This window comes from Ruegeria sp. BF12 (assembly GCF_056538705.1).
In genome coordinates this window covers 447,151-473,434 of the sequence record NZ_JBQFTP010000001.1, presented here as the reverse complement: position 1 = coordinate 473,434, position 26,284 = coordinate 447,151, and the positions used below count along the sequence as shown (strand labels likewise).

Here is a 26,284-nt window from a genome sequence, read left to right as displayed (position 1 = left end):
GAAGCTGTTACGATTGCCTCATGGCACCAGTCTCTTTTATCCGTTGCTCGTGTTTGGCGTTCGCCCTATCGGCACAGCCCGGTCTGGCAAAGTCGCCAATCGCCGAAGTGCTTTGCGAGCCGACCTCCAGATTGCACGAAAAACTAGAACGTCAGTTCAGGTCCCAGCGTGCGGCGACAGGGCTGCGCGGACCAGAGCAACTGATGGAGGTCTGGACCAGCGACACGGGTGACTGGACAATGGTGGTGACATATTCCAGCGGCACGTCCTGCATCGTGGCGATGGGACAAGACTGGTACACTCATGCCGATAAGAAGCCGGCGCGAGGATAAGGTTTCCAACCTTAGGTAATGGACAACGGCCGGAAATTGGCCGTTGACCTGCTTTTAGTACCCGCAGATGACGGGGTGTTTTATAACGGCTTCAAATCAGAGGCCATTTGGCGGCCGTCGCGTCCGTCTTGCAACTCGTACGAGACTTTCTGATTGTCAGCGAGCCCGGTCAAACCGGACCGTTCAACGGCCGAGATATGAACAAAAACGTCCTTGCCACCTTCATCAGGGGCAATGAACCCATAGCCTTTCGTGGTATTAAACCATTTCACGGTGCCAGTTGGCATTTCCCGTGTCTCCTTCTACTTACGCGTTGTCCCACAAAAATGGTGGGGGCAGTCGTTGACGCAACCACAACACATCACCGCTTCGCCCACACGACGCGGCCCGGATTGCGTGTTTCGTCTTTTTCAACATTGCACGGTGAAGTAAAAAATCAAGAATTACCGAGTGAAGCAGGCGAAAATGCCAAAAATTCATACAAATACAGGAGCAGCCCAAACATGCGTCTTTATGGCCTGAAAAACTGCGATACGTGTCGTAAGGCATTGAAAAAAATTCCAAATGCCGAGTTCATCGATGTTCGGGCGCAAGGCGTGCCTGAATCTTTGCTGACGCAGGCGTTAAACACCTTCGGCGAAGCTTTGCTCAATACGCGGTCGACGACATGGCGTGGATTGGATGCAGAACAGCGCAGTCGGCCTCCTCTGGAATTGCTTCAGGAGCACCCGACTTTGATGAAGCGTCCCCTGATCGAAAACGACGGTGCGTTGCTGTTGGGCTGGACAGCTGAGACCAAGGCAAGCCTTGGCGTTGCTTGATCAGGTGCTTATGTGTCTGGCGTGAAAATGAGGGTTAAAATGCGCAACGCATCCATGATTTTGGGCATCATTGCCGGGTTGATCGGAATGATCGTCGGCTTCTTCGGGTATGGCTATATCGAGTTCATAGACTACTACGGCGAGATCGAGGGCATTGCCGAGCAGGTAGACAATGCTCAGTTCATCCAGGCGGCGTCCATTATTGCGCCTCTTCTGGCCATCGCAGGGGGCGCAATGGCGCATGCTCGGGCTCTGATCGGTGGGGTATTGCTGCTGATCTCGGCCGTCGGCATGTACTACGCGTTTGGTTTCAACGCGTTCACAATGTTCCCGGTGGCCTTTGCCGCCGTGGCGGGAATCCTTGGGCTGGCCGCAGGTAAGCCGGACGAGCCCAAGGCACATTTCTAAATTACTTGATGCGCAGGATCCGGTCGAGCGAGAGCGGACCTGCGCCATTGATCACGATCACAAGCAGCAGGAAGGTCCACAGCGTCCGGTCGTCCAGCAAGCTCACGGCGTTGGTGAAGTAGCTGCCCAACTCGGTGCCGTGCCCGTTGACGTCCACAACGGTCTGGACCCAGACAAAGGCGACCATGCCCAATGCGGCAAACCGCGACAGCAGGCCGATAACGATCAGTGTTGGCAGAAGGAATTCTGCCCATGTCCCTGCGACAGCAATGGCCCAGTGAAAAATGCCCAATTGTGAGCTGTCATAGCTGACCGCTTCCATCGCCTTGGGGAAGATCTGGACATAGGCGCCGTCCGACGGGGACAGAAAGCCGAAGAAGCCGCTGCCTAATTTGGTTTTTGCCGAATTCCAGTAATACACCAGCAAAGTTGCCGCAAAAACCAGCCGCGCCAGGGTCGGTGTCAACCAGCCAGAGGTTACTTCCAGCCTTCCCAGGGTGTTGTTGTGCAATGAGATCAGGGCAGTCATGTTGCCAGCCTTTCGATAGTCACAGAGGTTATTGCGCCGCCTTGCAATAGCAGCGCCAGAGTGGCCCCAAGGTCAAATTCGGGGAATTCAGCAGACGTTTGTTCAAACGCTTCGCCAATGGTTTGTCCGGCTTGCACGCGCGCGATCCAAGCCGCGCCGCCTGCTGGCAGAAGTTGTGGTGTTGGGTCGTATTCGGGCCGAGTAATCAGAACGTCCTCGGCACCGGGGGTGGGTTTCGGGGCGTCAACTTCCGAGTTGAAGCGCCAGACCGAGAACAGCGGCCACTCGGATTTCACGACCTGCATTGATGGTGCAAACTCTAGTTGCGCCTGTACGATCTCTTCCGGTGGGATGGAGAGAGCATCAGCCGGGGCGGCCTCGCTGTCGGCAGCGTGGTACGAATGACGCAGTGCCAGTTCCAACCTGGCCACATCCGAAAGATAGCCAAGGTGCGAAAGCTGTTCCATTCCAGCGAGGAACTCGGGGAACTCTTCGCCGTAGAACATCATCAGAGGGGAAGAGGGCGGATGCTTGCGCAGAAAAATCCCCGCCAGCCCGTCCATGTTCTGAGGCCCCAACAGGCGCGTTATAACAGGAAAGGCCTGATGCATGGCCTCGGTCAGCGAGACAGCGACGTTGTTGCGATAGACGCTGAACCGTCTTCCCGCCGGATGTTCTGCGGCATCCAGCAGTCCGTCCGGAACAGCCGCCGACGGGTCCAGCAGCGCATCATGGAAAATTGTTTGCGAAACGCTCATGCCGGAATGCGGTCCAGAGCCGCTTGCGCGCGGTCCGCTTCGGCTCGCAGAATTGGCCAGTCTGGTACGTCTGTATCCCACTCGATCAGAACGGGTTTGGGGCCAGAGCGCTCCAGAACATAATCCAGCAAGGTCCACACAGGATCGACCACTTCGCGCCCATGGCTGTCGATCAAAAGGGGGCGACCGTGGTCGTCTTCATCTTCATCATGACCACCCAGGTGGATCTCTGCGACTTTTTCAAGTGGGTAGGCGTCGATGTAGCCTTGCGGTGAAAAGTCCAGATTGGTTGCCGAAACAAAAACATTGTTCACGTCCAGCAACAGACCGCAGCCAGTACGCCGTGCAACCTCGCGCAGGAAGTCGGGCTCGGACCATGTGCTTTCTTCGAAAGCCAGATAGCTGGATGGGTTTTCCAACAGCATCTGCCGCCCCACGGTTTCCTGAACCTCGTCGATATGTGCGCAAACTCGGGCGAGCGTCCCGTCGGTGTAGGGCAGGGGCAGAAGGTCGTTTAGAAAATGGCTGTCATGAGTCGACCACGCCAGATGCTCGGAAAAGCTGGCCGGGTTCAGCCATCCTACCAAGTGCTTCAGGCGCGCAAGGTGATCGGGGTCAAGGGGGCCTTCTCCACCGATAGAGAGGCCGACGCCGTGGACCGAGATCGGAAACTGCTGAGAAAGATGGCGCAGTTGCGCAAGCGGCCTGCCACCATCGCCCATGTAATTTTCAGCGTGAATTTCAAGCCACGCGACCGGTTGGGCGTGGTCCAGAATCTGTTCAAAATGCTGAGGTTTATAGCCGACGCCCGGCGCTGCGGGCAGCCTGTTCGATCGAAGTGTACTATCCAGCATTTGCAAATCCTCCGGTCACGAAAAGAGGCGGGCGATAGTGCCCGCCCCTTCGGTTCTCAGATGCTTGGGCTTATGCCGGCAGGTCGCGTTCCAGCGGCTCCAGCGAACCTTTGCGCGGGGTGCCGTTTGCTTCGGCGGGCAGCTCGATATCGGCGCAGGTGCCTGCGTCGACCAGAGTCCAGGCGTTGCCCTGATAGTCAACGGTCGAGGTGCCGGCGCAGGTGGTGCCGGGGCCTGCAGCGCAGTCGTTCTGACCGGCTTTTGACACGCCATAGCATTTCTCTTTGGCTTGTGCGGTTGCGGTTGTAGCTGCGCCCGATACGGCTGCTGCAACTGCGGTTGCGATAACCAGGGTTTTTGCGGTGTTCGACATCTCGGTAATCCCTTTTGATGACTGCGTATGTCTTCTTGTGACAATGACAAAGGTAGTAGCTTAATTGGGGCAGGTGAATTCACGAGCCCGTGTCTCACAACCCCGTCAAAGAGCGTAATGCCCCCTTGAAGGTTAACAAATTGTTTTTGAAATGAAAAATGGAAATTGTTTCAATCCGGCCCCGAATTTAGGGCCGGATTTATGGCGATATGCTGCCGAATGTTACAGAAGGTCAGGCGGGGTTGCGGCCTGCGCCAGCTCTTTTGTTACAGCCTCAAGCGATTGAACCTGCGTCTGTTTTTCACCGAGGCGGCGCACGCTTACGGTGCGCTCGTCAACTTCGCGATGACCGACGGCCAGAATGACCGGAACCTTGCCGACCGAGTGCTCGCGGACTTTGTAGTTGATCTTCTCGTTGCGAATATCCGCTTCGGCACGGACGCCCGCAGCCTTGAGGGTTTCAACCACTTCCAGCACATAGTCATCCGCTTCGGACGTGATCGAGGCGACAACCACCTGACGCGGGGCCAGCCAGAACGGCAGCTTACCGGCGTGCTCTTCGATCAGGATGCCGATGAAGCGCTCGAACGAGCCAAGGCAGGCGCGGTGCAGCATAACGGGGCGATGCTTGGCACCATCAGCACCGATGTAAGTCGCATCCAGTCGCTCAGGCAGAACAAAGTCCACCTGGAATGTGCCGCATTGCCAATCGCGTCCAATGGCGTCTGTCAGGACGAACTCAAGCTTCGGGCCATAGAAGGCACCTTCGCCCGGGTTCAGTTCTGGTTCAACGCCTGCCGCTCGGGTCGCGGTCAGCAGAGCTTCTTCTGCCTTGTCCCAGACTTCGTCGGAACCGGCGCGCTGTTCGGGACGATCAGAAAACTTCACTTTAAAGCTATCGAACCCGAGGTCCTTGTAAACATTGGTCAGGAACCCGATGAAGAGGGCGCACTCTTCGCCGATCTGATCTTCGGTTGAGAAGATATGAGCGTCGTCCTGGGCGAAACCACGTACGCGCATAATGCCATGCAGGGCACCCGACGGTTCGTACCGTGCGCACGATCCAAACTCGGCCATACGCAACGGCAGATCGCGGTAGGATTTCAGACCCTGCTTGAAGATTTCTACATGGCAGGGGCAGTTCATCGGCTTGAGCGCGTTTACCGATTTCTCTCGCGCGTGTTCCTCGTCCACTTCGACAATGAACATATGCTCTTGGTACTTGTCCCAATGGCCGGACTTTTCCCACAGCTTGCGGTCTACGACCTGCGGCGTGTTCACTTCGACATAACCGCCACGATGCTGGGCGCGGCGCATATAGTCCTGCAGTTGCGTGTAAATGGTCCAGCCGTTCGGGTGCCAGAAGATCTGGCCGGGGGCCTCTTCCTGCATGTGGAACAGGTCCATCTCGCGGCCCAGCTTGCGGTGGTCGCGTTTGGCGGCCTCTTCCAGCATGTGCAGGTGGGCTTTCAGCTTTTCCTTGCCGGTAAAGGCTACGCCGTAGATCCGCTGCAACATCGCGCGCGAGCTGTCGCCACGCCAATAGGCGCCAGCAATGCTCATCAGCTTGAAGGCGTCGCCCGGCAATTGGCCGGTATGCTGAAGATGCGGTCCGCGGCATAGATCCTGCCAATGCCCGTGCCAGTACATCCGTAGCGGCTCATCACCGGGAATGGATTCGATCAGCTCGACCTTGTAGGGCTCGTTATTGGCCTTGTAGAACTCGATCGCGCGGTCGCGGTCCCAGACCTCGGTGGTGACGGGGTCCCGCTTGTTGATGATCTCTTTCATCTTTTTCTCGATGAGGCCGAGATCTTCGGGCGTGAACGGTTCATCCCGATCGAAGTCATAGTACCAACCGTTTTCGATAACGGGGCCGATGGTGACTTTGGTCGCGGGCCAGATTTCCTGAACCGCACGCGCCATCACATGCGCCAGATCGTGACGGATCAGTTCGTTGGCCTGCTCTTCATCCTTCATCGTGTGGATGGCGATGTCGGCATCCGCATCAATTGGCCATTGCAGGTCCCAATGCTTGCCGTTCACCGTTGCGGAAATGGCCTTCTTGGCCAGAGAGGTCGAGATATCGGCAGCCACTTGCGCCGGCGTTACGCCTGCGTCGTAGGATCGTGCATTGCCATCGGGAAAAGTAAGGGAGACTGACTGTGAGTCCAGGGCCATATCGGCTCTCCTCGTCGGTTTGGCGCCCACTGAACGCCCGGTTGCGGGTTATTGTGTGCGCCTCATGTGGCAGGTGCAGCATCAGCTGTCAAGAATGGAGGGCTGCAAAACTGACGCGGCGAGAGGTTGGAATTCGGCAATTGCGGCCCGTGTGCAGCCGTGCATGATGATCAGCAAAGAAGAATGAGGAAAACATGGCGGCAACGAATTTTCTGACCACAGGGCAAGGGCGGCAGCTGGCGTATCACAAGACAGAAGGTGCGGGGCCGACCATCGTGTTTCTCGGTGGGCTCAAATCCGATATGGAGGGCACCAAGGCAATACATCTTGAGGCCTGGGCCAAATCCCGCGGACAGGCGTTTCTGCGGTTTGACTATTCTGGTCACGGCGAAAGCTCGGGCAAGTTCGAGGACGGCTGCATCGGTGATTGGCACGAGGATACTGTGACCGCCGTGACCGAGCTGACAGTCGGACCGCTGATCGTTGTCGGGTCGTCGATGGGCGGCTGGCAGGCGCTTTTGCTGGCAAAGGCGATGCCTGAACGGATTGTGGGTATGGCGACGATCGCTGCTGCGCCGGATTTTACCGAGGACGGATATTGGGCGTCTTTCTCTGACACACAAAAACAGGTGTTGGAGACTGAGGGATATGTCGAATTGCCGTCGGACTACATGGAGCCGTACATCATCACCAAGCGCATGATCGAAGACGGCAGACAGCAACTGGTCCTACGCGAGGCGCTGGATCTGCCGTTTCCGGTCCGCTTCCTGCAAGGCACGGCGGACACCGCGGTTTCCACCGAAACTGCGGTTCGATTGCTGGAACATGCAACAGGCCCAGACATGCGTCTTTTGCTGGTCAAAGACGCGGATCACCGCTTCTCCGACGGGCCTTGCCTTGAGATAATCGAAAATGCCGTGCTGGAAGTGATGGGCCAGCAATGATCCGGGGATTTGGAAGGGGACTTGGGCGCCTGTTGCTGGCGCTGGTTGCAGTAGGTGCGCTTATCTACTGGTTCGGTCCGCGTGAGGACGTAAACCTGAACCCGACCTTTGAGCCGCGCAAATTCGGCGAAGGCGTGCAGGTCTATTTCGAAAGCACCGAGTCCGCCTATGACGATATCGTCCCGGGTGTCGAAAAACGGGTGATCTGGCAGGACGGGTTCAAAGAGCAGCGCACGCCGGTTTCAATTCTGTATGTCCACGGGTTTTCCGCTTCGTCAGAAGAAATTCGCCCCGTCCCCGACATGGTAGCTGACGCGCTTGGCGCCAATCTGGTCTACACCCGTCTGCAGGGTCACGGCCGGAGCGGGCAGGCGATGGCCGAAGGCACCGCCTCGGGTTGGATGCAGGACATGGCCGAAGGGCTGGCTGCCGCGCGCGCGGTCGGAGATCAGGTCGTAGTGATCTCGACCTCGACCGGAGGAACGCTGGCTGCTGCTGCTGCGCTAGATGACGCGCTGATGGAAAACGTGGCCGGTCTGGTCTTTGTCTCGCCGAATTTCGGTGTGAACTCGCCCGGCGCATGGATACCCGGCCTTCCGTGGGCGCGCACCTGGCTGCCGATGATCATGGGTGAAGAACGCGATGTTTCCGGACCGGATCCGGAAAAGAACAAATACTGGTCGTCGGTCTATCCATGGGAGGCCGTTGTTCCGATGACAGTTCTGGTCGAGGTCGTCTACGCATTGGATTTTTCACAGGCCAAAGTACCGGCGCTGTTCTGGTTCTCTGACGACGATCAGGTTGTGCGTCCAGACCTGACCCATAAGGTGGCAGAGGCTTGGGGCGGCTCGGCAAACGTTAACACAGTGACGATGGGGCCGGGCGATGATCCGTCGTCACATGTTATCGCGGGACGTCTGATGTCGCCGGAACAGACCGATGACGCCGTTGCGGGTATTCTGGGCTGGTTGAAAGAGCAGGGGATTGAATGATGGAACAGCGTGTCAGCTTGATAACTGTCGGGGTCGACGACCCGGAGGTCGCCGCTGCATTCTATGAAAAAATCGGCTGGAAACGTGTCGACAGTCCGGACGGTGTAATAGCCTTTGACCTGATTGGACAGACGCTGGGCCTTTACCCTTTGCCTGCGCTGGCCGATGAAATTGGCGTCGATGTCGGCACGTTGGGGCGTGGGGCGTTGACCCTCAGCTACAACTGCCGGTCAAAGGAGGACGTCGCGCAGGTGTTGAACAAGGTCGAGGAGGCCGGTGCCGAAGTGCTGAAACCGGCGTCAGACGTGTTCTGGGGCGGACATCACGGCTATTTCCGGGCGCCCGAAGGCACGATCTGGGAGGTCGCTTTCAACCCGTTCTCGCCGCTGGCGACCGATGGTGCTTTCCGTTGGAACGGGTACGGGTGATGCGCAAGCCGGGCAGCATGTGGAGCCTTGAAACGCTCGGCCGTGTGCGCCTGTCCAGGCACTTCTTCATGCGCGATTTCCTGTATTCCGAAATCGGAAATTTCCATGAAAAACAAAACCTTCCCGAAGATCCCGACCTCGCGATCGAGACCGGTCGAGCGTTTTGCCAGACCCTTCTGGATCCGTTGGAGGAAACCTTTGGCCGAATAGCCGTTCGCTCGGGTTATCGCTCTCCTTCGCTGAACCAGTACGGCAATGAAAACCGGCTGAATTGCGCGCGAAACGACAACCCGCTGGAATGCCATATCTGGGACTGGGGGATGGGCGATGAGCGGGTTGCGGGCGCGTCACTCGTAGTCCCGTGGTTCGCGGACCAGTACGCAGAGGGGCGGGATTGGCGCGACCTTGCGTGGTGGATGCACGACCATCTGGACTATTCCGAAATCTGGTTTTTTCCCAAACTCTGCGCATTCAATCTGGTATGGCGACCAAATCCCATGAAGCGTATTGACAGCTATATCGCCCCGCGCGGATGCCTTTTGCGTGCCGGGGCCGAACCGGACGAAGACCTGCAAACCCGCCAAATGCGATATGCGGACTTTCCTGCATTCCGGGGCATCGTTTATCCGTGAAGTTTGACTTGCCCGCGCAGGAAAAACCACTCATCCTGAGAAAAAACGAAGCCGCCCGTGAGGTCGAGACGAAGGAGGCCGCGCTTGATCGAGCCGCTGGTTCTACTGCCCGGATTGATGTGCGATGCAAGGGTTTTTGACCCTCAGATCGCCTACCTGTCTCGTCAGCGCGCCGTCACTGTTGCTCCGGTTTCGTTAGGGGAAAGGATCGAAGAGATCGCCTCGGGTCTTTTGGACCAGTTGCCACACCGATTTGCACTGGCAGGGTTAAGCATGGGGGGTGTGGTCGCCTTGGAACTGGCCCGCCGCGCGCCTGACCGTATTTCGCGGTTGTGCCTGATTGCCACGGATGCGCAGGCGGATACCCCTCAGATTGCGGCAGCCAGAGAAGAGTACATGGTCGCTGCGAAAGCCGGGCGGCTTGAAGAAGTTATGCGCAAGATATTGGGGTCCGACACCTTGGCCCCCGGGCCTAAACGCGTTCCCATTCTGAATGACGTGATCGCCATGGCATTGGATCTGGGGGCGAACGTGTTCGAACGCCAGATGAGGGCGTTGCAGAGACGCCCGGATCAGCAAGGAGCGCTGCGAATGATCAAAGCTCCGACGCTCGTGTTATGTGGTGCGCATGACCTGCTGACACCTGTACGAAAGCACGCATTCATGGCGGACCTGATCCCGGAGGCACAGCTTAAGGTGATCGATGACGCAGGGCACCTGCCAACGCTTGAAACTCCTCAGGTCGTCAATGAGGCGCTTGAGAACTGGTTGAACACACCCGCGCGGGCTTCTTACGGGTAAAGGGCCGCGCGTTCGGCCTTTCTGAGGATCACCGGCTTGGCAACGGGATCTGCGGTATCCGGATTGAAGAAAGGCGTGTTCTTCCAACTGCCGGACCAACGCGATTTCGCGACGCGCGTCACCAAGCCGTAGATGGCCGATCCAATCTTTTCGTGCGCCTGCTTGCCGTTCCCTTTGGGAACAAACCCCCGAGTCGTAATCGGTCCCAGCCCGCCCGGGTCGGGAATGCATTTGACGATAAATCCGATAAATGGAAACTTCGGTGTTCTTGTGGTGGTCCCCAGCGGGGCATTGCAGCAGCTGGCGTACCAGCGCAGCATTCCATTGGGGCTGAGTTGCATCACGGCAAGGTGTTCTGCACCGCTGTCAATAATGATGTCTTCCGGTAGCGTCTGCAGGATCTCAATGGGGCCGGGAAACGGGTCCGGCTGTCCGAAATACAACTGAGCAGCGCGGCAATCGTGGCAAAAGCACACGGTATGCGTGCCATGTTTCACACCCGCCGCTGTGATCCGTCCTTGCAAGGAGCCACATGAGCAGGAAAACGAGGTTTCAGTCGCTGTTTTCCTGCTCATCGAACTCAGGCCACTTTGTTTTTGTTGGCCGCGCGACGCTGCGGTTTTCGCGAGTTGGCGTTCATGAAGTCGATAACAAGCGGCCGGATATTGTCGCGCCAGCTGCGGCCGGCGAAGATACCGTAGTGGCCAGCGCCCGGTTCGACATGGCTTGCCTTTTTGGCGTCCGGCAATCCAGTGCACAGGTCAAGCGCGGCAATACACTGACCCGGTGCCGAGATGTCGTCGTTGGCACCTTCGACCGTTTTGACAGCGACATCGGTGATATTGCCGATATCCACCTTGTGGCCTGCAACAATGAACTCATTGCGGGCAATCTCGCGTTTCTTGAAGACACGTTCGACGGTCGACAGGTAGAACTCGGCGGTCATGTCCATGACGGCAAGGTATTCGTCGTAGAACCGGTTATGCGCGTCGTGGTCCGACGCCTCGCCCCGCATCACGCGCTGAATTTGATCCGAAAAAGCTTTGGAATGACGGTCTGCATTCATCGACATGAAAGATGCCAGTTGCAGAAGGCCTGGATACACCATGCGGCCGACGCCTTTGTATTTGAACCCGACGCGCTGAATCATGGTTTCTTCCAGCTGGCCCATGGTGACGCGGGCACCGAAATCAGTCACATCCGTTGGGGTGGCATCGGGGTCAACCGGGCCGCCGATCAGGGTCAGCGTACTGGGCTGTGCCTTGGGGTCCACCTCGGCCAGATAGGCAGTCGCGGCCAAAGTCAGAGGTACGGGTTGGCAAACGGCGACGACATGCGTATCCGGGCCCAGCTCTTTCATAAAATCGACAAGATACAGCGTGTAATCCTCGACATCGAACTTGCCTTCGGAAACGGGAATATCACGCGCATTATGCCAGTCGGTAACGTAGACCTCGCAATTGACCAGCAAACTTTTGACGGTAGAGCGCAACAAAGTCGCGTAGTGCCCGGACATTGGTGCCACCAACAGCACCTTGCGGGGTTGTTCTTCGCGGCCATTGACGCGAATATGGATCAGGTCGCCAAATGGGCGCTCCATTACGGGAACAATATCAACAAGGTGGTCTTTGCCATCCTCACACGTAAACGTTCGTATACCCCAGTCCGGCTTAGCGATCATGCGCTGAAAGGTGCGCTCGGTCACTTCGCCCCACGCTGCCATCATGCTGAACGCAGGATTCGGTATCATGGAAAACAGCGGGTAAGACGCCATTGCGCTGGCTGTCGCTCCCATCCACTGGTTCGTATTGCGCATCGTTTCCATCAGATCGTAGGTGATCATATAGCGCATGTTGGGGGCCTCCTGGCTGCCGGTGTGAGTGTCGGACTATTCGTCGCTTTGCTCCCCAGGCCCACGACGATTATTCTGCATAGCAGCGAGGTTAGGGGGGAATTGTTAAAATGACAACAAGCGAACACCAGACACCGGATATGTCCCCGGAACACCTTGAACGACTTAAAGAAAATATGGGCAAAGTCGAAGAGCTGTCAAAGCGGCTTGTCGAGGTGATGGCCGGAAAAAAGACGCACAACCCGGCGTTAGACGGCCCGAATCAGGAACTTTATGCAAAGGCAGCATCGGCCTATTGGGCAGAAGCAATGCAAAACCCGGCCAAGCTGCTTGAACAGCAGATCGAGTTCTGGGGAAAGTCGGTTCTGAATTTCGCCGAAGCACAGCAGGCGCTGACGAAAGGCGAAACCGATGACGACAACTCCGGGCCGATAGATAAACGGTTTTCGAACCCTTTGTGGGAAACAAATCCATACTTCAAGTTCATTCGCCAGCAATACCAGACCAATGCCGAGGCAATCTCTCAAGCCGTGGCATCGGTTGAGGATCTGGACGCGACGGATAAACAGCGCCTGAAGTTCTTCTCGCAACAGATCATCGACATGATGTCGCCGACGAACTTTCTGGCGACCAACCCCGACGCGCTGGAAAAAGCGGTTGAGACAGAAGGTCAGTCACTGATCAAGGGGCTTGAGAACCTTGTGGCTGATCTTGAGGCCAATGACGGCGAAATGGTCGTCAAACTTGCCGATGACAGTGCCTTTAAGGTTGGGGGCAATATCGCAACGACACCGGGCGACGTTGTATACCGCAATCGTCTGATGGAGCTGATCCAGTACAAACCAGCGACCGAGACGGTTCACGAAACGCCGCTGCTTCTGTTCCCACCCTGGATCAACAAGTTCTACATTCTGGACCTCAAGGCGAAAAACAGCCTGATCAAATGGGTGACTGAGCAGGGGTACACCCTGTTTGTCGTCAGCTGGGTGAACGCAAACGAATCCCACGCCGATATCGGGATGGAGGATTACATCCAGAAAGGCTTCCTGACCGCAATCGAAGAGGTCAAATCGATTTGCAAGGTCAAGCAAGTCAACGCGGTTGGCTATTGCATTGCGGGAACCACGCTGAGCCTGACCCTGTCGCTACTGAAACAGCGCGGCGACAAATCCATCAAGTCGGCGACGTTCTTTACGGCGCTGACGGATTTCGGCGATCAGGGAGAGTTCACGCCCTTCCTGCAAAACGACTTTGTGGATGGCATAGAGGACCAGATCTCGAAAGACGGCGTGCTGAAAGCCTGGGTCATCGGACGCACAATGTCGTTTCTTCGGTCCAAGGACCTTATCTATGGGCCTGCGATCCGCAGCTATATGATGGGCGAAACGCCTCCGGCGTTCGACCTGTTGTTTTGGAATGGGGACGGGGCCAACTTGCCCGGTCGCATGGCTGTTCAGTACCTGCGCGGTTTGTGTCAGAGAAATGACTTCGTCACGGATGGGTTCGAACTGCTGGGGCACAAGTTGCATGTCCGGGATGTGGATGTGCCTTTGATGGCGATCACCTGCGAAACGGATCACATCGCGGCATGGAAGGCATGTTATCGCGGCGTGCAGGAGATGGGGTCGCGCTCCAAGACTTTCATCGTGTCGGAATCCGGGCATATCGCCGGGATTGTGAACCCGCCCAGCAAGAAGAAATACGGCCACTATACGAATTCCGATCTGAAAGTGGATGCTGACACCTGGCTTAAAGAGGCTGAGTTCCACGAAGGGTCTTGGTGGCCAAGGTGGGAAGCCTGGCTCAAGAAGCGTTCCGGCAAACAAGTGCCCGCGCGGGAAACCGGCGATTCGAAGCATCCTTCGCTTGCTCCGGCACCCGGAACCTATGTTTTAGCCAAGGCAACCAATTGATTTTCAAACTGATTTGAAAATTTTTCTGCACCGCAGCAAGAAAAAACTTGCAATGCTGCGGTGCGGCAATCATATTGTCCTCAAGCTGATGAAAACCGGGGTGGGCCCGGTTCAGCAAAAGGATTTGGACAATGGCAAAGACTCAAGACTTTACCGCGACCCTGAAAGACATGATGGGCGCATTCCCCGTTGACACCACCGCTCTGGAAGGTGCCTTCAAGTCGACCGCGACCCTGAACGAAAAGCTGTCGGGCGTTGCTCTGGAAGCTGCTGAAAAGTCGGCTGAAATCTCGAACAAATGGACCAAGGACACCCTGGCCAAGCTGACCGAGATGTCGAAAGCAAAGGCAGAGCCCGCTGACTACGCAAAAGCTGCAACCGACTTCGCAAGCGCATCGGCTGAGGTTGCCGCTGAAAACATGGCTGCTTTCGCTGAAATCGCGAAAAAAGTGCAGACCGAAACCGTTGAGCTGCTGATGGCGGCTGGCAAAGACGCTGCAGAAGACGCAACCGCAGCCGTCAAAAAAGCCACTAACGACGTGACTGCAGCTGCCAAAAAAGCAACTGCTGCCAAGTAAGTTAATGCCGCGAGGCGCACCCACTCCTCCCATTTGGTGCAATCGCGTGGGGCAGGTCGTTCGACCTGCCCTTTCTTTTTGTTCTGCGCTCGCATAATCTCTGCTGCAACGCATCATCCTTGGGGAGGGTAAACGGTGACAGAACAAGAAAAACCACTGTTGATAAAACGTTATGCCAGCCGTCGGCTGTATAACACCGAGACCAGCGACTATGTCACGCTGGAAGACATCGCGTCGTTCATTCGGGACGGGCGTGAAGTGCAGATCATCGACCTGAAAACCGGCGATGACCTGACACGGCAATACCTGCTGCAAATCATCGCCGAACATGAAAGCCGCGGTGAAAATGTGCTGCCGGTCAACGTGCTGAACGATCTGGTCCGCAGCTACATGCTGCCGGGCGGGGGTGTGATGCCGCAGTTTCTTCAAAGCTCGTTCGAGATGCTGCGCGAAAGCCAGAACAAGATGATGGAAAACATGAATGCCATGAACCCGATGTCACAGATGCCGGGGTTCGATGCGCTGCAGGCGCAACAGCAGGCATTTCTGAAAGCCATGACAGGCGGTCTGTCCAGCGGGTGGTCCGGACCTGACAAGGAAGACGAGGCCAAGTCGGAACCCAAAGAAGATCTGGACGACATCAAAAAGCAGCTGGCGGAATTGCAGCAAAAGCTGTCCAAGCTGAACTGATTGCACGCGGATGCGCTGTTTGTTCCTGAGTGCCGCAATACTCAGTGGAACATTCGCGTGGGCGCAGGGAGACTTTTCCGAGGTCTGGTCACCGATCTGCACAATTGGAACGACGGCGGAAGAAGGCTGCAAAGACATTCGCGCGCGCGAGATTCTGGACGCCGCAGAGCCCGCCTGGCGCGCAATTGGTCGCGTCAACTTCGCCAGCCGGGACCAGCGATCGCATTGCACCGGTGTTCTGGTGGCAGACGATCTGGTTTTGACTGCGGCCCACTGCCTATACAATTCGTCACGAAAGACTTGGATACCTGCCTCCAGCATTCGGTTCGCCGGGGGGTATCAGCGCGGAGAAGCGTCCGCATTTTCAATGATAAAATCATACCGGTTGCATCCTTATCAGGCCGCTGATTCAGGTTTCAATGATCGCGCTGAACTGGATTGGGCCGTGCTTGAACTGGCTGAGCCCATTGGTCAATCACTGGGATACTTTGAAATCGGAAACTTGGACACCGAAGCAGGGACTGTGGCCGGCTATGCGGGCCTGCGCCCACACGTCCTGAGCCGCACGAACAACTGCCCCGTACGTCGCTCAGCGGATGGTCTGTTGCTCGCGATTTGCCCGGTGATGATGGGCGATTCCGGGGCGCCCTTGCTGGTGGAAACGCCTTCAGGGATCAGGGTGGTCGGCATCCTGTCGCGGGTTGCCGCGACCCCTCAGGGGATTGCGGCGCTGTTTGTGTCGAGCGAGAGCTTTGCTGTGCCCGACTAAAGCTCAGGTGCCGTAAACCGGAACAGGACCGGTTACTTCGCCCATAGCGGCCAGAAGAATATCGGCGATCACATCCAGCTCTTTGCGCGTCAGGCGAACCGGAAGCCGCACATCGCAGGCTTTCATCAACATCGCGCGGGTTTGTGGCAGGTCGACCTGCTCGGGCAGGAACTGCCAGTTCCAGAACGCGCGGGCGTTATCCTCGCTTAGACCGAAGACTTGAACCTTGACGCCGCGCGCCTCGGTTGCGGCGGCAAAGGCGCGGATATCATCGTCACTCATGTCCACAAGGTTGAACTGAATGGAATCCGGCGCTCGGCGTTCGGGTGCCAGAGGGGCAGGGACGTGGATAAAGGGTGACGTGTTCAGGCGCTCGGCCACGTAGTCGTGGTTGGTCAGGCCGTCCCTTACGCGACGTGCGAGTTCCGGGATTTGCGGACGGATCACGGCGGCGCTGAGGTTGCTCATCCGCAGGTTATAAAGCGGCAACTGGTTCTGCCAGCGTGCAAAAGCCTGCTCCAGCTCGGGCGAGTTGTCGCCGTGAGGGCCTTTGTGCTTTTTCCAGTTGTGTTCGTAAGCGCCGGACATGATGACGGCACGCGCTACCAAATCGGCGTCGTCGGTGATCAGGATGCCACCTTCGCCCGCATTGATCATCTTGTAGGACTGGAACGAGAAGCAGCCGATCTTGCCGATCGTTCCGATATTGCGCCCGTGCCACGTCGTTCCCAGCGAGTGGGCCGCATCTTCGATCACAGGGATGTCACGCGCGTCGCACAGGGCCATGATGGCGTCCATATCCGAAGTATGGCCGCGCATGTGGCTGATGATGACCGCCTGTACACCGTCCAGCTTGGCCTCGAAATCGGCCATGTCGATGCGATAGTTCTCACCCACTTCGCACAAAACCGGAATGCAGTCCGCGTGCACGATTGAGGACGGCACGGCGGCAAAGGTGAAGCCAGGGATCAGAACACGTGCGTCACGTGGCAGGTCCAGAGCCTTTAGCGACAGGAACAATGCGGCCGAGCAGGACGATACTGCCAGCGCGTACTTGCTGCCCAGCAGCTCGGCAAATTCGGCTTCGAGCAAGGCAACCGGTGCATCCTGAGGCGCGGTATAGCGAAACAGGTCGCCAGACTGCATCAGGGCGTCGATGGCTTCTCGTGCTGCTGGGGGAATGGGTTCGGCGTCATGAACGTTTGGAGGAAGCGTCATATTTGGTTTTCCCGAATTCTAACTTTGGAAAAGATAAAGCTAAACATTGGGTGTTCCAACCCCCTTTCGCCAACACGGCGAAATTTCACCAATCTGTTGCAAAACAGAAGAAGTTAAAGGCCCAGGCGATCCCGAAGCGCAAACCAGGTCATCGCCAGGACCAGCAGCGGGCTACGCAATGCGGGGCCACCGGGGAAGGGAAGGGCGGGTACACGGGCCATAGTGTCGAACCCTTCGGCCTGACCCTGAATGGCCAGCGCCATCAGTTGGCCGGCATGGGTGGCGGTGCCTACACCGTGACCGGAATAGCCCGATGCCGACAGTACATTGGGCGCGACCCGAGCCAGATAGGGCATTCGGCGCATAGTGATGGCCAGCGTGCCGCCCCAGGCGTAGTCGATCTTAACATCCCGCAAATGCGGGAAAATCTCGGTCATGGGCTTGCGTACTTTGGTTGCGATGTCGCTGGGGAAGCGGTAGCCATAGCTTTCGCCACCCCCAAACAGCAGGCGGCCATCGGCGCTGAGACGGAAGTAGTTCACCACGAATTTGGTGTCGGCGACGGCGACGTCGCGGGTCAGAACCTGCGCGGCCTCGGCCCCCAAAGGTTCCGTGGCTGCGATGAAGTTATTGATAGGCATGACCCTAGCCGCCACCTTGCGGTTCAGGTCGCCGAGGTATCCGTTGCAGGCCAGAATGACGTGGTCGGCCGTGACAGCGCCCTCAGCAGTCCGAACCACAGCCGGGAGGTTTTCTTCGATGCCCAAAACCTCGGTGCTTTCGAAAATGCGCACACCAGCTTTGGCTGCGGCCTGCGCCAGCCCTAACGCGTAGTTCAACGGATGCAAATGGGCAGCACCCATGTCCAGATAGCCGCCTTTGTACGCGGGCGAAGGACACAGCGCATGTCCGGCATCTGTATCCAGCAGTTCGATCTGGTCATAGCCATATCGCCCAGACAAATGGACGGCGTGATCGCGCAGTTCCTTTTGTTCCGTATCCGACAGGCCCAGAACAGCGATGCCGGGCTTCAGGTCGCAGTCGATCTGATGCCTCGCGATCAGGGACTTGACCAGGTCCTTTGCGTCTTCGGCCAGTTCCCAGAGCTTAGCCGCGTCGTCATCGCCGACCAGACGCTCGAGGTCCTCCTGATCCATGCGCTGGGCGCTGCCAAGTTGCCCGCCATTTCGGCCCGACGCCCCGAAGCCCACGCGATGCGCCTCAAGCAGGACAACATCGAACCCTGCTTCGGCCAGATGCAAAGCAGCCGACAACCCGGTATATCCGCCGCCCACGACGCAAACATCCGCCTTGGTGTCGCCTGACAACGCCGGAAATCGATCCATCTGATTGGCGGTCGCAGCGTACCAGCTGGCCGGATGCTCCGACTTGCGGTCATTGGAATAAAGCAGGTTCATTGCGTGCCTCAGACGTTCATCAGCAGATGCTCACGCTCCCACGGAGAGATGACCTGCAGGAACTCCTCGTACTCGGCGCGTTTGACGATGCCGTACACGCGGGCGAACTCGGGGCCCAGCACCTCGTGAAGGGCGGTGGCCTCATCAAACAGGTCCAGCGCATTGCCCATAACCTGCGGGATGTCGCCTTCGCCCTCATAAGCGTCACCGTAGAACTGACGGCGCGGGCGTTCCTGCTGGGTCAGGCCCAAATAGCCACAAGCCAGCGACAGTGCGATGCCCAGATACGGGTTACAGTCCATGCCTGCGATGCGGTTCTCCACCCGACGAGCCTCAGGACCGGACAGCGGTACGCGAATACCGGTCGTCCGGTTGTCGCGCGCCCATTCCAGATTGATCGGCGCTGCATGGTCCTTCACATAGCGCCGATATGAGTTCACGTAGGGCGCCATCACGGCCAGACCCGCGGGCAAGTGGTTCTGCAGACCGGCGATGAAGTTGTAGAACGCGTCCGTTTCACCGCCCTGAGGACCCGAGAAGATGTTCTGGCCAGTTTCCATGTCGATAATCGAGTGATGGATGTGCATGGCCGAACCAGGCTCATCCTCGATCGGTTTTGCCATGAAAGTTGCAAAGCAGTTGTGCCGCAGCGCGGCCTCGCGGATCAGGCGTTTGAAATAGAATACCTCATCGGCCAGCTTGACCGGGTTGCCATGACGGAGGTTGATCTCCAACTGACCCGCGCCGCCTTCCTGAGTGATGCCGTCGATTTCGAACCCCTGGTGTTCGGCGAAGTCATAAATATCGTCGATCACCGGTCCGAATTCGTCCACCGCCGTCATCGAATAAGCCTGGCGCGCCGCAGCGGGACGACCTGAACGGCCCATCATCGGTTTGATTCCATGCGCCGGATCGACGTTCGGGGCGACCAGAAAGAACTCCATCTCGGGTGCGACGATCGGTTTCCAGCCTTTGTCCTGATACAGCTGCACCACGCGTTTCAGTACGTTGCGCGGGCTGAAGGGGATCGGCTCGCCATCGCGGTCATAAGCGTCGTGGATCACCTGCAGCGTCCAGTCCCCGGTCCAGGGCGCGGCGGACGTTGTTGAGAAGTCGGGCTTCAGGATCATGTCCCGTTCGATGAAGCCATCATCCCCTGCAGCCTCACCCCAGTCGCCTGTGATGGTCTGGTAAAAGATGCTGTCTGGCAGGTGGAAATAGTCCTGACGGGCGAATTTCGATGCCGGAACGGCCTTGCCTCGGGCGATACCGGGCAGATCTGAAATGATGCACTCGACCTCATCGAGCCTCTGGCCGTCGATATAGTCCCGTGCCGCTTGCGGTAGCTGATCTTTCCAGTCGGCCATCAGGCCCTCTCTTTCTTTAGAAACTCCGCCATATACTTTCCGATCAGCGGATTGTCATTTCGGGTCGGCAGGCGATTTGCAGCGGCTTCCATAAGCCCATCAGGGACCACGCCTTTGCCGCGTGTTTCCATCAGGCCCTGTATGAAGGCGTCGCCGTATTCCGGGTGGGCCTGTACCGTCCAAACGTTGTCGCCGTAGCTCACCATGGCATTGCGGCAGAAGTCGTTGGTGCCAGTAACGCGTGCGCCCTCGGGCAGCTCAACCACCTGGTCCTGATGCCAGGCGTTCAGTGTTACCGTTCCGCCTTCAAAGTCATAGTCAGTTCGTCCAACAGACCATCCGGCCTTGAACTTTTCGACTTTGCCGCCCAAAGCCTGCGCGATGATCTGGTGGCCAAAGCAGACACCGATCAAAGGCTTGCCACTTTTCTGAATGGCGCGGATCAGGTCCTCAAGCGGTGGAATCCAAGCGTGATCTTCGTAAGCACCATGACGCGAGCCGGTGATGATCCAGCCATCGGCCTGATCCTCATCCCGCGGAAACTGATCGTCCACGACTGCGAATGTTTCGTATTCAAAACCGTTGCCGTCCAGAAGTGTGCTGAACATCGTGTCGTATTCGCCGAATTGGCCGTGCAGCTCGTCCGGTGGATGGCCGGTCAGAAGGATACCGATTTTCATGGGTCACCAAATTTGATCAAATTTATTCTAGCCCACCGAATCCGGGCGGGCAAGGGGGCTCATACGGCTTCTATGTAACTCAGCCAGTGGTTTTCGGGAGGGCGGTCGGCAAAGCGCCTGATTTCCTGTCGCTTGGTCATTGCAAAGTAGCGGATCAACTCGGCAGGAAAGATGCGGGCGACGCTTGGATCGGTTTCGAACGCTGCAATGGCCTGAGGCCAATCGCTGGCAAGCTGAGGCAACCCGTCGATGTCATAGGCATTGCCCGAAATCGGGGCGGGCGGTTCGGCTTTGTCTTCGATGCCGTTCAGCGCCGCACCCAGAACAGCGGCCAGCATCAGATAGGGGTTGATATCCCCGCCTGCGACGCGATGCTCGATGCGTCGCGCGGCTGGGGCGCCGCCGGGAATGCGGAGGGCCGCAGTTCGGTTCTCATACGCCCAGCTTGCGCCTGTCGGGGCGTGTGCGCCCGGAACAAGGCGCGTGTAAGAATTGCCATGCGGCGCAAAGACCAGCGTGCAGCCTGGCATTGCGGTCAGGCATCCCGCCACGGCCCAGCGCAGCAAATCGGTGCCTTCGGGACCGCCATTGTCAAAGACGTTGCGGCCTTGCTGATCCACCACCGAAAAGTGCACATGCATCCCGTTGCCGGCATCATCCGCGTAGGGCTTGGCCATGAACGTGGCGGTGAACCCGTGTTTGCGGGCCAGACCACGCGCCAAAGACTTGAAAAGCCACGTATCATCTGCACAACGCATCGCTTCCTGATGGTTCAGGTTGATTTCGAACTGGCCGATGCCGCTTTCTGATATGGCGGTTTGCGCGGGAATGCCCATGGCGGCACATCCGTCATAAAGGTCCGTGAAAAAGGCATCAAAGGCGTCCAGTTCCGCCATAGACAGGACGGCCTCATCCTCCAACTGTCTTTGGGTGATGGGGCTCACGGGCGGCTGTGGATGAGCGCCCGAGGCGTCGAGTAAAGTGAATTCCAACTCGGTGGCTGCAATGACGGACCAACCGCGCTGGGCAAAACGATCCAGAATCGAGGCAAGCGCGTGTCTTGGGTCGCCGGGAAAGGGGGCGCCGTTGTCATCATGCAGGCTCATCGGAACCAGCGCGGTTTCAGTCGCCAGCCAGGGCACAGGAACCGGTCCGCGGTCTGTCGGCAACAGCACGCCATCCGCATCGCCGGATTCAAACACAAGCGGGCTGCCGTCGATATCGGCGCCCCACAGGTCGACATTCAGCGCGGAAAAGGGCATGCGCACCGCGCCCTTGTCCAGTTTGCTGGCATAAGAGGGCGGCACACGCTTTCCGCGCATCTGACCATTAAGATCACATGCTGCGACGCGAAAACTGTGCAGGGCGCTCAAGTCCATCGGAGTCTCCATTACTCTGGTTACCCGAGATGTAATCAAGACGCGCGGCGTTGTCACGAAATTTGATCAAATTATTTCGCACTGAGAAAAATCCCGCGCCAATTTAGTTAGGCGCGGGGGTAGGGGCTTAGATGAAGCTGACGCCGTTTTCTGCCATAGGCAGTTCCGCAACGTGAACGCCCGATAAGGCGTTGATCGCGTTTGCCAGAGCGGGCGCCGAGGGCGGCGTTCCAGGCTCACCCACGCCAGTCGGAGCTTCGGCCGACGGGACGATATGCACGTCGATGGCAGCGATATCGCCAATCCGCAGCGGCTCATAGTCCGGGAAGTTGAACTGGTCTACAGAACCGCTGGTCAGGGTGATCTGGTCGCGCATCACGTGACCGATGCCATAACCGATGCCACCTTCCATCTGGGCGCGTACGACGTCCGGGTTGACGGCAATTCCGCAATCCACGGCACAGGTGACCTTTTCGATCTTTATGCCGTCTTCAGGATTGCCGGAAACCTCAACCACTTGTGCCGCGTAAGAGCCAAAAGACTTGTGGACTGCGACGCCCTGCGACCGACCGGCAGGCGCATTGCCCCAGCCGGCTTTTTCGACGGCCAGTTTCAGGACATCCGCTTTCCGCTTCTGATCGGCATCACCGGCATCCGCAAGATGGGCGAGGCGGAACTCAACCGGATCGCGGCCCGCCGCAAGGGCTGCCATGTCCATCATCGTCTCCATGACGTAAGCCGTGTGCGTGTGACCCACGGATCGCCACCACAGAACCGAAGTCGCCTTTGGCGTATCGGTCAACCCAAGCGCCATACCAGGGATCTGATAGGGGCTGTCCGCGATACCTTCGATAGAGCTGTGGTCAACTCCGTCATGGACCAGCATGGCCTCGAAGGCTGTCCCCTTGATGATCGACTGTCCCGCGACCTGGTGCTGCCAGCCGACGATGTTTCCGTCGGCGTCCAGACCAACCCGGACTTTGTGCCCGAAGGCTGGGCGGTAGTAGCCGCTGCGGATGTCATCTTCGCGCGTCCAGACCAGCTTGACCGGGCGCGAGCGGTCGGTGACCACAAAGGCCAATGCAGCCTCGACCTGATAATCCGCATCCGGTGTTGCGCGGCGTCCGAACGAACCGCCCGCCAGCATCGTTTTGATCTGGATTTTCTCAGGCGGCAATTGGAAGATCTGCTGATAGGCCATGTGCGGACCGGTTGGCATTTGCGCACCGTCATGCAGAACAATGGTGCCGTCCGCAGTCTGTTCAATGGTGCAGTTCAGTGGCTCCATCGGGGCATGGGCCAGCAGGGGGAAGTAAAAGGTCTTCTCAATGACCCTATCTGCGCCATCGATTGCCGACGAAACGGCCGCTGCGTCCGCTTTGTTCACGTTATAGGTGGGCTCGGCATCCAGCGCGGCCATGATCTCGGCCTTGATTTGATCCGAGTCGCGGGTTTCTGCGCCGGACATGTCCCACTCGACCTCAAGCGCGTCGCGCGCCTGAATGGCGGCCCATGTGTTTTCGGCATAGACTGCGACCCCTGCCTGATTGGGCAGCACTGCGGCACTGATATAGCCTTTGACCTCTTTCGACGCGCTGTCGTCAAAACCGTTGGCTATACCGCCCTTTGACTCAGGGCGCTTGATCATGGCGACCATCTGGTTCGGCAGGTGAACGTCCATCGCGTACATCGCCTGGCCGTTGCCCTTGATCGCCGAGTCCTTGCGTCGGACGGATTCATTGCCGATCAGGCGGAACTCCGACGGGTCTTTCAGGCGAGGTTCGGCAGGGGCTTCCAACTGCGATGCAGCAGCCACGAATTCCGCGATCGGGGCCGACTTGTCGCCCGCTTTGACGATGCCCTCTTCGATGGTGATACCGGACGCGTCCACGCCCCAGCTTTGCGCGGCGGCGTTGATCAGCATTTCGCGCGCGGCGGCACCGGCCTGACGGTATTGCATCCACGAGTTCGCCATTGCGGTCGAACCGCCGGTGCCCTGAAACGGCCCGAATAGCAGGTTGTTGTAGACCTGTGGGTTGGAGGGAGCAAATTCGTATTCGATCTGGTTCATGGTCAGGCCGATTTCCTCGGCGATCAGCGTCGGCAAACCGGTTGCTGGACCTTGGCCCTTTTCAAAATGCTTCACGATGGCCGTTACGGTTCCATCGGCGTCGATTTTTACAAACGGGTTGAATTGAGCGGTTTCGGATGAGCCCGCCGCCAGCGCGCCATCAGGGCGTGCGCCGACCAGCAGGACGGCACCGGCAGCGGCGGCACCTTTCAGAAATCCACGGCGGGAGGTGTTGATGGTCATGGATCAGGCCTCCAGAATTTCAGATGCGCGTTGGATACCGGCGCGAATACGTTGGTAGGTGGCACAGCGGCAGGCGTTGCCGGCCATGTAGTCGTCGATCTCTTCGACGCTGGGCTTGGGGTTTTCTGACAACAGTCCGACTGCCGACATCACTTGGCCCGACTGGCAATAGCCGCACTGGACCACGTCCAGTTCGACCCAGGCCTGCTGTATGGCCGCGCCGATTTTGTCGTCGCCAACTGCCTCGATTGTGGTTATCTCGGCATCTTCAACGTCTTCGATATAGGTCTGGCACGAGCGCACAGGCTCGCCATTCAGGTGCACGGTGCACGCGCCGCAGGATGCGACGCCGCAGCCGAATTTGGTTCCGGTCAGCTTGAGTTCGTCCCGGATCACCCAGAGGAGGGGCGTGCCGGGTTCGGCGTCGACCGTGTGGGTTTCGCCGTTCAGTTTCAAAGTCAATGCCATGAGGGGACTCTCCGTGTTGGGCTGGTTACCTGAGTCGGTAAACTGGCGGGTTTACACTAGGCGAAGAATTCGCGCGTGTAAACTGGAGAGTTTACGTAGAGTTTGACCTCGATCTGTCAATAGGTCTATAGCTTTGGATATGAACGAATGCACAACGCCGAATGCGTCCAAACATGCCCAGATCATTGAGGCGGCTGTGGCTGAATTCCAGGAAAAGGGGTTCGCCGCCGCCAGCATGGATCGCATCTCGGCGCAGGCGGAGGTTTCCAAGCGGACGCTGTATAAGTATTTCGAAAGCAAGGAAAACCTGTTTCGATCCATTGTGATCGAACTGGCAAACCGCTTCGCAGGCGTATTGGATATTCGGTATGAAAAAGGCCGCGATATTCGCGAGCAACTGACCGAACTGGCCTGGGCCGAGGGGCGCATTCTGATGCTGCCAGAAGTGATGGCGATGGCACGGATGGTGATCAGCGAAACCCTGCGCAACCCGGTTCTTGCGGCTGCGGCTCAGGGCAAGCTGGATAAAACGGCGATCTTTGTGCAGATGCTGAAAGATGCTGCGGCGGACGGTCAGCTACGAATCGACGACCCGGAAAGCGCAGGGCAGGAGTTCATCGGCCTGATCAAGGCCAAAGCTTTCTGGCCCATGATCTTCACCGGCAGCGTCCTGAACGAAGCCGAGATGACTGCGACTATTGAAAATAGCGTGGACATGATCCTCAGCCGATACGGCGTTTAGTTGCAGGCGGTGCGAGGCGGGCATCGCAACGCACCCGCCCCGCCAACTTTATTCAAGCCGTCAGATCGTGCTTCACAGCCTGCGGCAGGACGAAAGGCACCTTGCCCATGGGCAGCGTGTTGATTGGCAGGTCAATTCCATAGACTTGCTCCATCGTTTTGTCGTTCAGGATGGTTGTCGGTGTACCCGAGCCCCAAACATTGCCTTCCGACAAGACATATACGTCGTCAGCAAAAAGCGCGGTAAGGTTCAGATCGTGCATGACCACAACAACTCCGCCGCCCTGCGCCGCGAAATCTCTTGCAACGCCTAGCACAGTAAACTCATGCGCGATGTCGAGGCTTGCAACCGGTTCGTCCAGCAAAAGCCATCTGGGCTTGTCGTGGTACTTCGCGTCCCAGACCTGAGTCAGAACACGGGCAAGCTGAACCCGTTGCTGTTCGCCGCCGGAGAGGTTCTGATAGGACCGATGCTCGAACCCGGCAAGATCGACATGGGCCAACGCCCTTGATGGCAGGGTGTCGTCCCCGGCCGCCAAGCCATTTGCCAGCCCCAGTTTGACGATCTCCAGCACGCTGAAGGGAAAGGCCACCGTTGACGATTGCGGCAGAACACCCCGCATTGCGGCCAGTTGCCAGGGTTTAAGTTCGGAAATTTCGCGCCCGTTCAAGGACACTTTGCCCAAGGATTCAATTTCGCCGGATAAGGCTTTGAGCAGGGTCGATTTTCCCGAGCCGTTCGGACCGATAATTGCCGTCACTTTCCCGGGCTCAGCCGCAAAGTCAACGCCATGCAGGATTTCCTTTCGTCCCAGACTGACCCGTATGTTCTCGCCCTTCATCA

Annotated in this window: 29 protein-coding genes; 13 read left to right on the top strand and 16 right to left on the bottom strand. The window is 57.8% G+C overall.

Features of this window, described 5'->3' with window-relative positions; all coding sequences use genetic code 11:
- Positions 1-20 precede the first annotated feature (20 nt).
- Positions 21-332 carry a hypothetical protein gene (locus ACR0J0_RS02405; RefSeq protein WP_480661048.1) on the top strand — a complete coding sequence of 104 codons (312 nt, stop codon included), beginning with the start codon at positions 21-23 and terminating at the stop codon, positions 330-332.
- Between the two features lie 80 nt (positions 333-412).
- Here the strand turns inward: ACR0J0_RS02405 and ACR0J0_RS02400 are convergent, their stop codons facing one another.
- Positions 413-619 carry a cold-shock protein gene (locus ACR0J0_RS02400; protein WP_138839651.1) on the bottom strand — a complete coding sequence of 69 codons (207 nt, stop codon included), beginning with the start codon at positions 617-619 and terminating at the stop codon, positions 413-415.
- A gap of 216 nt (positions 620-835) precedes the next feature.
- Between ACR0J0_RS02400 and ACR0J0_RS02395 the strand changes: the two genes are divergently transcribed.
- Together ACR0J0_RS02395 and ACR0J0_RS02390 are read left to right on the top strand one after the other, a co-directional pair.
- Positions 836-1,153: an ArsC/Spx/MgsR family protein gene (locus ACR0J0_RS02395; RefSeq protein WP_480661212.1), complete on the top strand. Its 318-nt coding sequence runs from the start codon at positions 836-838 to the stop codon at positions 1,151-1,153.
- A 39-nt stretch (positions 1,154-1,192) separates the two neighbouring features.
- Positions 1,193-1,561 carry a hypothetical protein gene (locus ACR0J0_RS02390; RefSeq protein WP_480661046.1) on the top strand — a complete coding sequence of 123 codons (369 nt, stop codon included), beginning with the start codon at positions 1,193-1,195 and terminating at the stop codon, positions 1,559-1,561.
- 1 nt (position 1,562) lies between these two features.
- Here the strand turns inward: ACR0J0_RS02390 and ACR0J0_RS02385 are convergent, their stop codons facing one another.
- From ACR0J0_RS02385 to thrS, 5 genes are all read right to left on the bottom strand, one after another.
- Positions 1,563-2,090, bottom strand: coding sequence for a DoxX family protein (locus ACR0J0_RS02385; RefSeq protein ID WP_480661044.1), 528 nt, complete (start codon positions 2,088-2,090; stop codon positions 1,563-1,565).
- Complete coding sequence (locus ACR0J0_RS02380; RefSeq protein ID WP_480661042.1) at positions 2,087-2,848, bottom strand: HvfC/BufC family peptide modification chaperone; 762 nt, start codon at positions 2,846-2,848, stop codon at positions 2,087-2,089. Before ACR0J0_RS02380 ends, ACR0J0_RS02385 begins: the two co-directional genes overlap by 4 nt.
- Positions 2,845-3,702, bottom strand: coding sequence for an MNIO family bufferin maturase (gene bufB, locus ACR0J0_RS02375; protein ID WP_480661041.1), 858 nt, complete (start codon positions 3,700-3,702; stop codon positions 2,845-2,847). Before bufB ends, ACR0J0_RS02380 begins: the two co-directional genes overlap by 4 nt.
- 70 nt (positions 3,703-3,772) lie before the next feature.
- Complete coding sequence (locus ACR0J0_RS02370) at positions 3,773-4,075, bottom strand: BufA1 family periplasmic bufferin-type metallophore (RefSeq protein ID WP_480661040.1); 303 nt, start codon at positions 4,073-4,075, stop codon at positions 3,773-3,775.
- Positions 4,076-4,297: 222 nt separating this feature from the next.
- Positions 4,298-6,256 (bottom strand): threonine--tRNA ligase, encoded by a 1,959-nt coding sequence (gene thrS, locus ACR0J0_RS02365; RefSeq protein WP_480661038.1) that lies wholly within the window; start codon positions 6,254-6,256, stop codon positions 4,298-4,300.
- Between the two features lie 194 nt (positions 6,257-6,450).
- Between thrS and ACR0J0_RS02360 the strand changes: the two genes are divergently transcribed.
- From ACR0J0_RS02360 to ACR0J0_RS02340, 5 genes are all read left to right on the top strand, one after another.
- Positions 6,451-7,200, top strand: a complete 750-nt coding sequence (locus tag ACR0J0_RS02360; protein ID WP_480661036.1) for an alpha/beta fold hydrolase — start codon at positions 6,451-6,453, stop codon at positions 7,198-7,200.
- Complete coding sequence (locus tag ACR0J0_RS02355; RefSeq protein ID WP_480661034.1) at positions 7,197-8,192, top strand: alpha/beta hydrolase; 996 nt, start codon at positions 7,197-7,199, stop codon at positions 8,190-8,192. Before ACR0J0_RS02360 ends, ACR0J0_RS02355 begins: the two co-directional genes overlap by 4 nt.
- Entirely contained in the window at positions 8,192-8,620 is a 429-nt protein-coding gene (locus tag ACR0J0_RS02350) for a VOC family protein (RefSeq protein ID WP_480661211.1), read from the top strand. Before ACR0J0_RS02355 ends, ACR0J0_RS02350 begins: the two co-directional genes overlap by 1 nt.
- A 17-nt stretch (positions 8,621-8,637) precedes the next feature.
- Positions 8,638-9,252, top strand: a complete 615-nt coding sequence (locus ACR0J0_RS02345; RefSeq protein WP_480661210.1) for a hypothetical protein — start codon at positions 8,638-8,640, stop codon at positions 9,250-9,252.
- 84 nt (positions 9,253-9,336) lie between these two features.
- Positions 9,337-10,053 carry an alpha/beta fold hydrolase gene (locus tag ACR0J0_RS02340; protein WP_480661032.1) on the top strand — a complete coding sequence of 239 codons (717 nt, stop codon included), beginning with the start codon at positions 9,337-9,339 and terminating at the stop codon, positions 10,051-10,053.
- On the opposite strand, the gene ACR0J0_RS02335 is transcribed toward ACR0J0_RS02340, so the two are convergent.
- On the bottom strand, positions 10,044-10,628 hold the full coding sequence (locus tag ACR0J0_RS02335; RefSeq protein WP_480661030.1) for a DUF6151 family protein: 585 nt from the start codon (positions 10,626-10,628) through the stop codon (positions 10,044-10,046). The two genes, ACR0J0_RS02340 and ACR0J0_RS02335, sit on opposite strands and share 10 nt — an antisense overlap.
- A gap of 5 nt (positions 10,629-10,633) precedes the next feature.
- Complete coding sequence (phaZ, locus tag ACR0J0_RS02330) at positions 10,634-11,905, bottom strand: polyhydroxyalkanoate depolymerase (protein ID WP_480661028.1); 1,272 nt, start codon at positions 11,903-11,905, stop codon at positions 10,634-10,636.
- A gap of 110 nt (positions 11,906-12,015) precedes the next feature.
- On the opposite strand from phaZ, the gene ACR0J0_RS02325 reads away from it, so the two are divergent.
- The 4 genes from ACR0J0_RS02325 (at position 12,016) to ACR0J0_RS02310 (ending at position 15,855) form a co-directional block, all read left to right on the top strand.
- Positions 12,016-13,818, top strand: coding sequence for a PHA/PHB synthase family protein (locus ACR0J0_RS02325; RefSeq protein ID WP_480661026.1), 1,803 nt, complete (start codon positions 12,016-12,018; stop codon positions 13,816-13,818).
- A 131-nt stretch (positions 13,819-13,949) separates the two neighbouring features.
- Positions 13,950-14,396, top strand: coding sequence for a phasin family protein (locus ACR0J0_RS02320; protein ID WP_480661024.1), 447 nt, complete (start codon positions 13,950-13,952; stop codon positions 14,394-14,396).
- Positions 14,397-14,531: 135 nt separating this feature from the next.
- Positions 14,532-15,086, top strand: coding sequence for a polyhydroxyalkanoate synthesis repressor PhaR (gene phaR / locus ACR0J0_RS02315; protein ID WP_480661022.1), 555 nt, complete (start codon positions 14,532-14,534; stop codon positions 15,084-15,086).
- A 10-nt stretch (positions 15,087-15,096) separates the two neighbouring features.
- Positions 15,097-15,855 carry a trypsin-like serine peptidase gene (locus tag ACR0J0_RS02310; RefSeq protein WP_480661021.1) on the top strand — a complete coding sequence of 253 codons (759 nt, stop codon included), beginning with the start codon at positions 15,097-15,099 and terminating at the stop codon, positions 15,853-15,855.
- A 3-nt stretch (positions 15,856-15,858) separates the two neighbouring features.
- Here ACR0J0_RS02310 and ACR0J0_RS02305 read toward each other — a convergent pair whose 3' ends face one another.
- From ACR0J0_RS02305 to ACR0J0_RS02275, 7 genes are all read right to left on the bottom strand, one after another.
- Positions 15,859-17,073, bottom strand: a complete 1,215-nt coding sequence (locus ACR0J0_RS02305; RefSeq protein ID WP_480661020.1) for a DegT/DnrJ/EryC1/StrS family aminotransferase — start codon at positions 17,071-17,073, stop codon at positions 15,859-15,861.
- Positions 17,074-17,186: 113 nt separating this feature from the next.
- Complete coding sequence (locus ACR0J0_RS02300) at positions 17,187-18,491, bottom strand: NAD(P)/FAD-dependent oxidoreductase (RefSeq protein ID WP_480661018.1); 1,305 nt, start codon at positions 18,489-18,491, stop codon at positions 17,187-17,189.
- 8 nt (positions 18,492-18,499) lie between these two features.
- The gene (locus ACR0J0_RS02295) at positions 18,500-19,858 is read right to left on the bottom strand and encodes a glutamine synthetase family protein (RefSeq protein ID WP_480661016.1); all 1,359 of its coding nucleotides are present in this window, start codon (positions 19,856-19,858) and stop codon (positions 18,500-18,502) included.
- Entirely contained in the window at positions 19,858-20,538 is a 681-nt protein-coding gene (locus ACR0J0_RS02290; RefSeq protein WP_480661014.1) for a type 1 glutamine amidotransferase, read from the bottom strand. The genes ACR0J0_RS02295 and ACR0J0_RS02290 overlap by 1 nt, the downstream gene beginning before the upstream one ends.
- 59 nt (positions 20,539-20,597) lie before the next feature.
- The gene (locus ACR0J0_RS02285) at positions 20,598-21,917 is read right to left on the bottom strand and encodes a glutamine synthetase family protein (RefSeq protein WP_480661012.1); all 1,320 of its coding nucleotides are present in this window, start codon (positions 21,915-21,917) and stop codon (positions 20,598-20,600) included.
- 127 nt (positions 21,918-22,044) lie between these two features.
- A complete protein-coding gene (locus ACR0J0_RS02280; RefSeq protein WP_480661010.1) occupies positions 22,045-24,231 on the bottom strand; it encodes a xanthine dehydrogenase family protein molybdopterin-binding subunit in 2,187 nt (728 codons plus the stop codon).
- A gap of 3 nt (positions 24,232-24,234) precedes the next feature.
- A complete protein-coding gene (locus ACR0J0_RS02275; RefSeq protein ID WP_170560807.1) occupies positions 24,235-24,699 on the bottom strand; it encodes a (2Fe-2S)-binding protein in 465 nt (154 codons plus the stop codon).
- A 139-nt stretch (positions 24,700-24,838) separates the two neighbouring features.
- Between ACR0J0_RS02275 and ACR0J0_RS02270 the strand changes: the two genes are divergently transcribed.
- On the top strand, positions 24,839-25,441 hold the full coding sequence (locus tag ACR0J0_RS02270) for a TetR/AcrR family transcriptional regulator (RefSeq protein ID WP_480661209.1): 603 nt from the start codon (positions 24,839-24,841) through the stop codon (positions 25,439-25,441).
- 52 nt (positions 25,442-25,493) lie between these two features.
- Here ACR0J0_RS02270 and ACR0J0_RS02265 read toward each other — a convergent pair whose 3' ends face one another.
- On the bottom strand, positions 25,494-26,282 hold the full coding sequence (locus ACR0J0_RS02265; RefSeq protein WP_480661008.1) for a heme ABC transporter ATP-binding protein: 789 nt from the start codon (positions 26,280-26,282) through the stop codon (positions 25,494-25,496).
- Positions 26,283-26,284 lie beyond the last annotated feature (2 nt).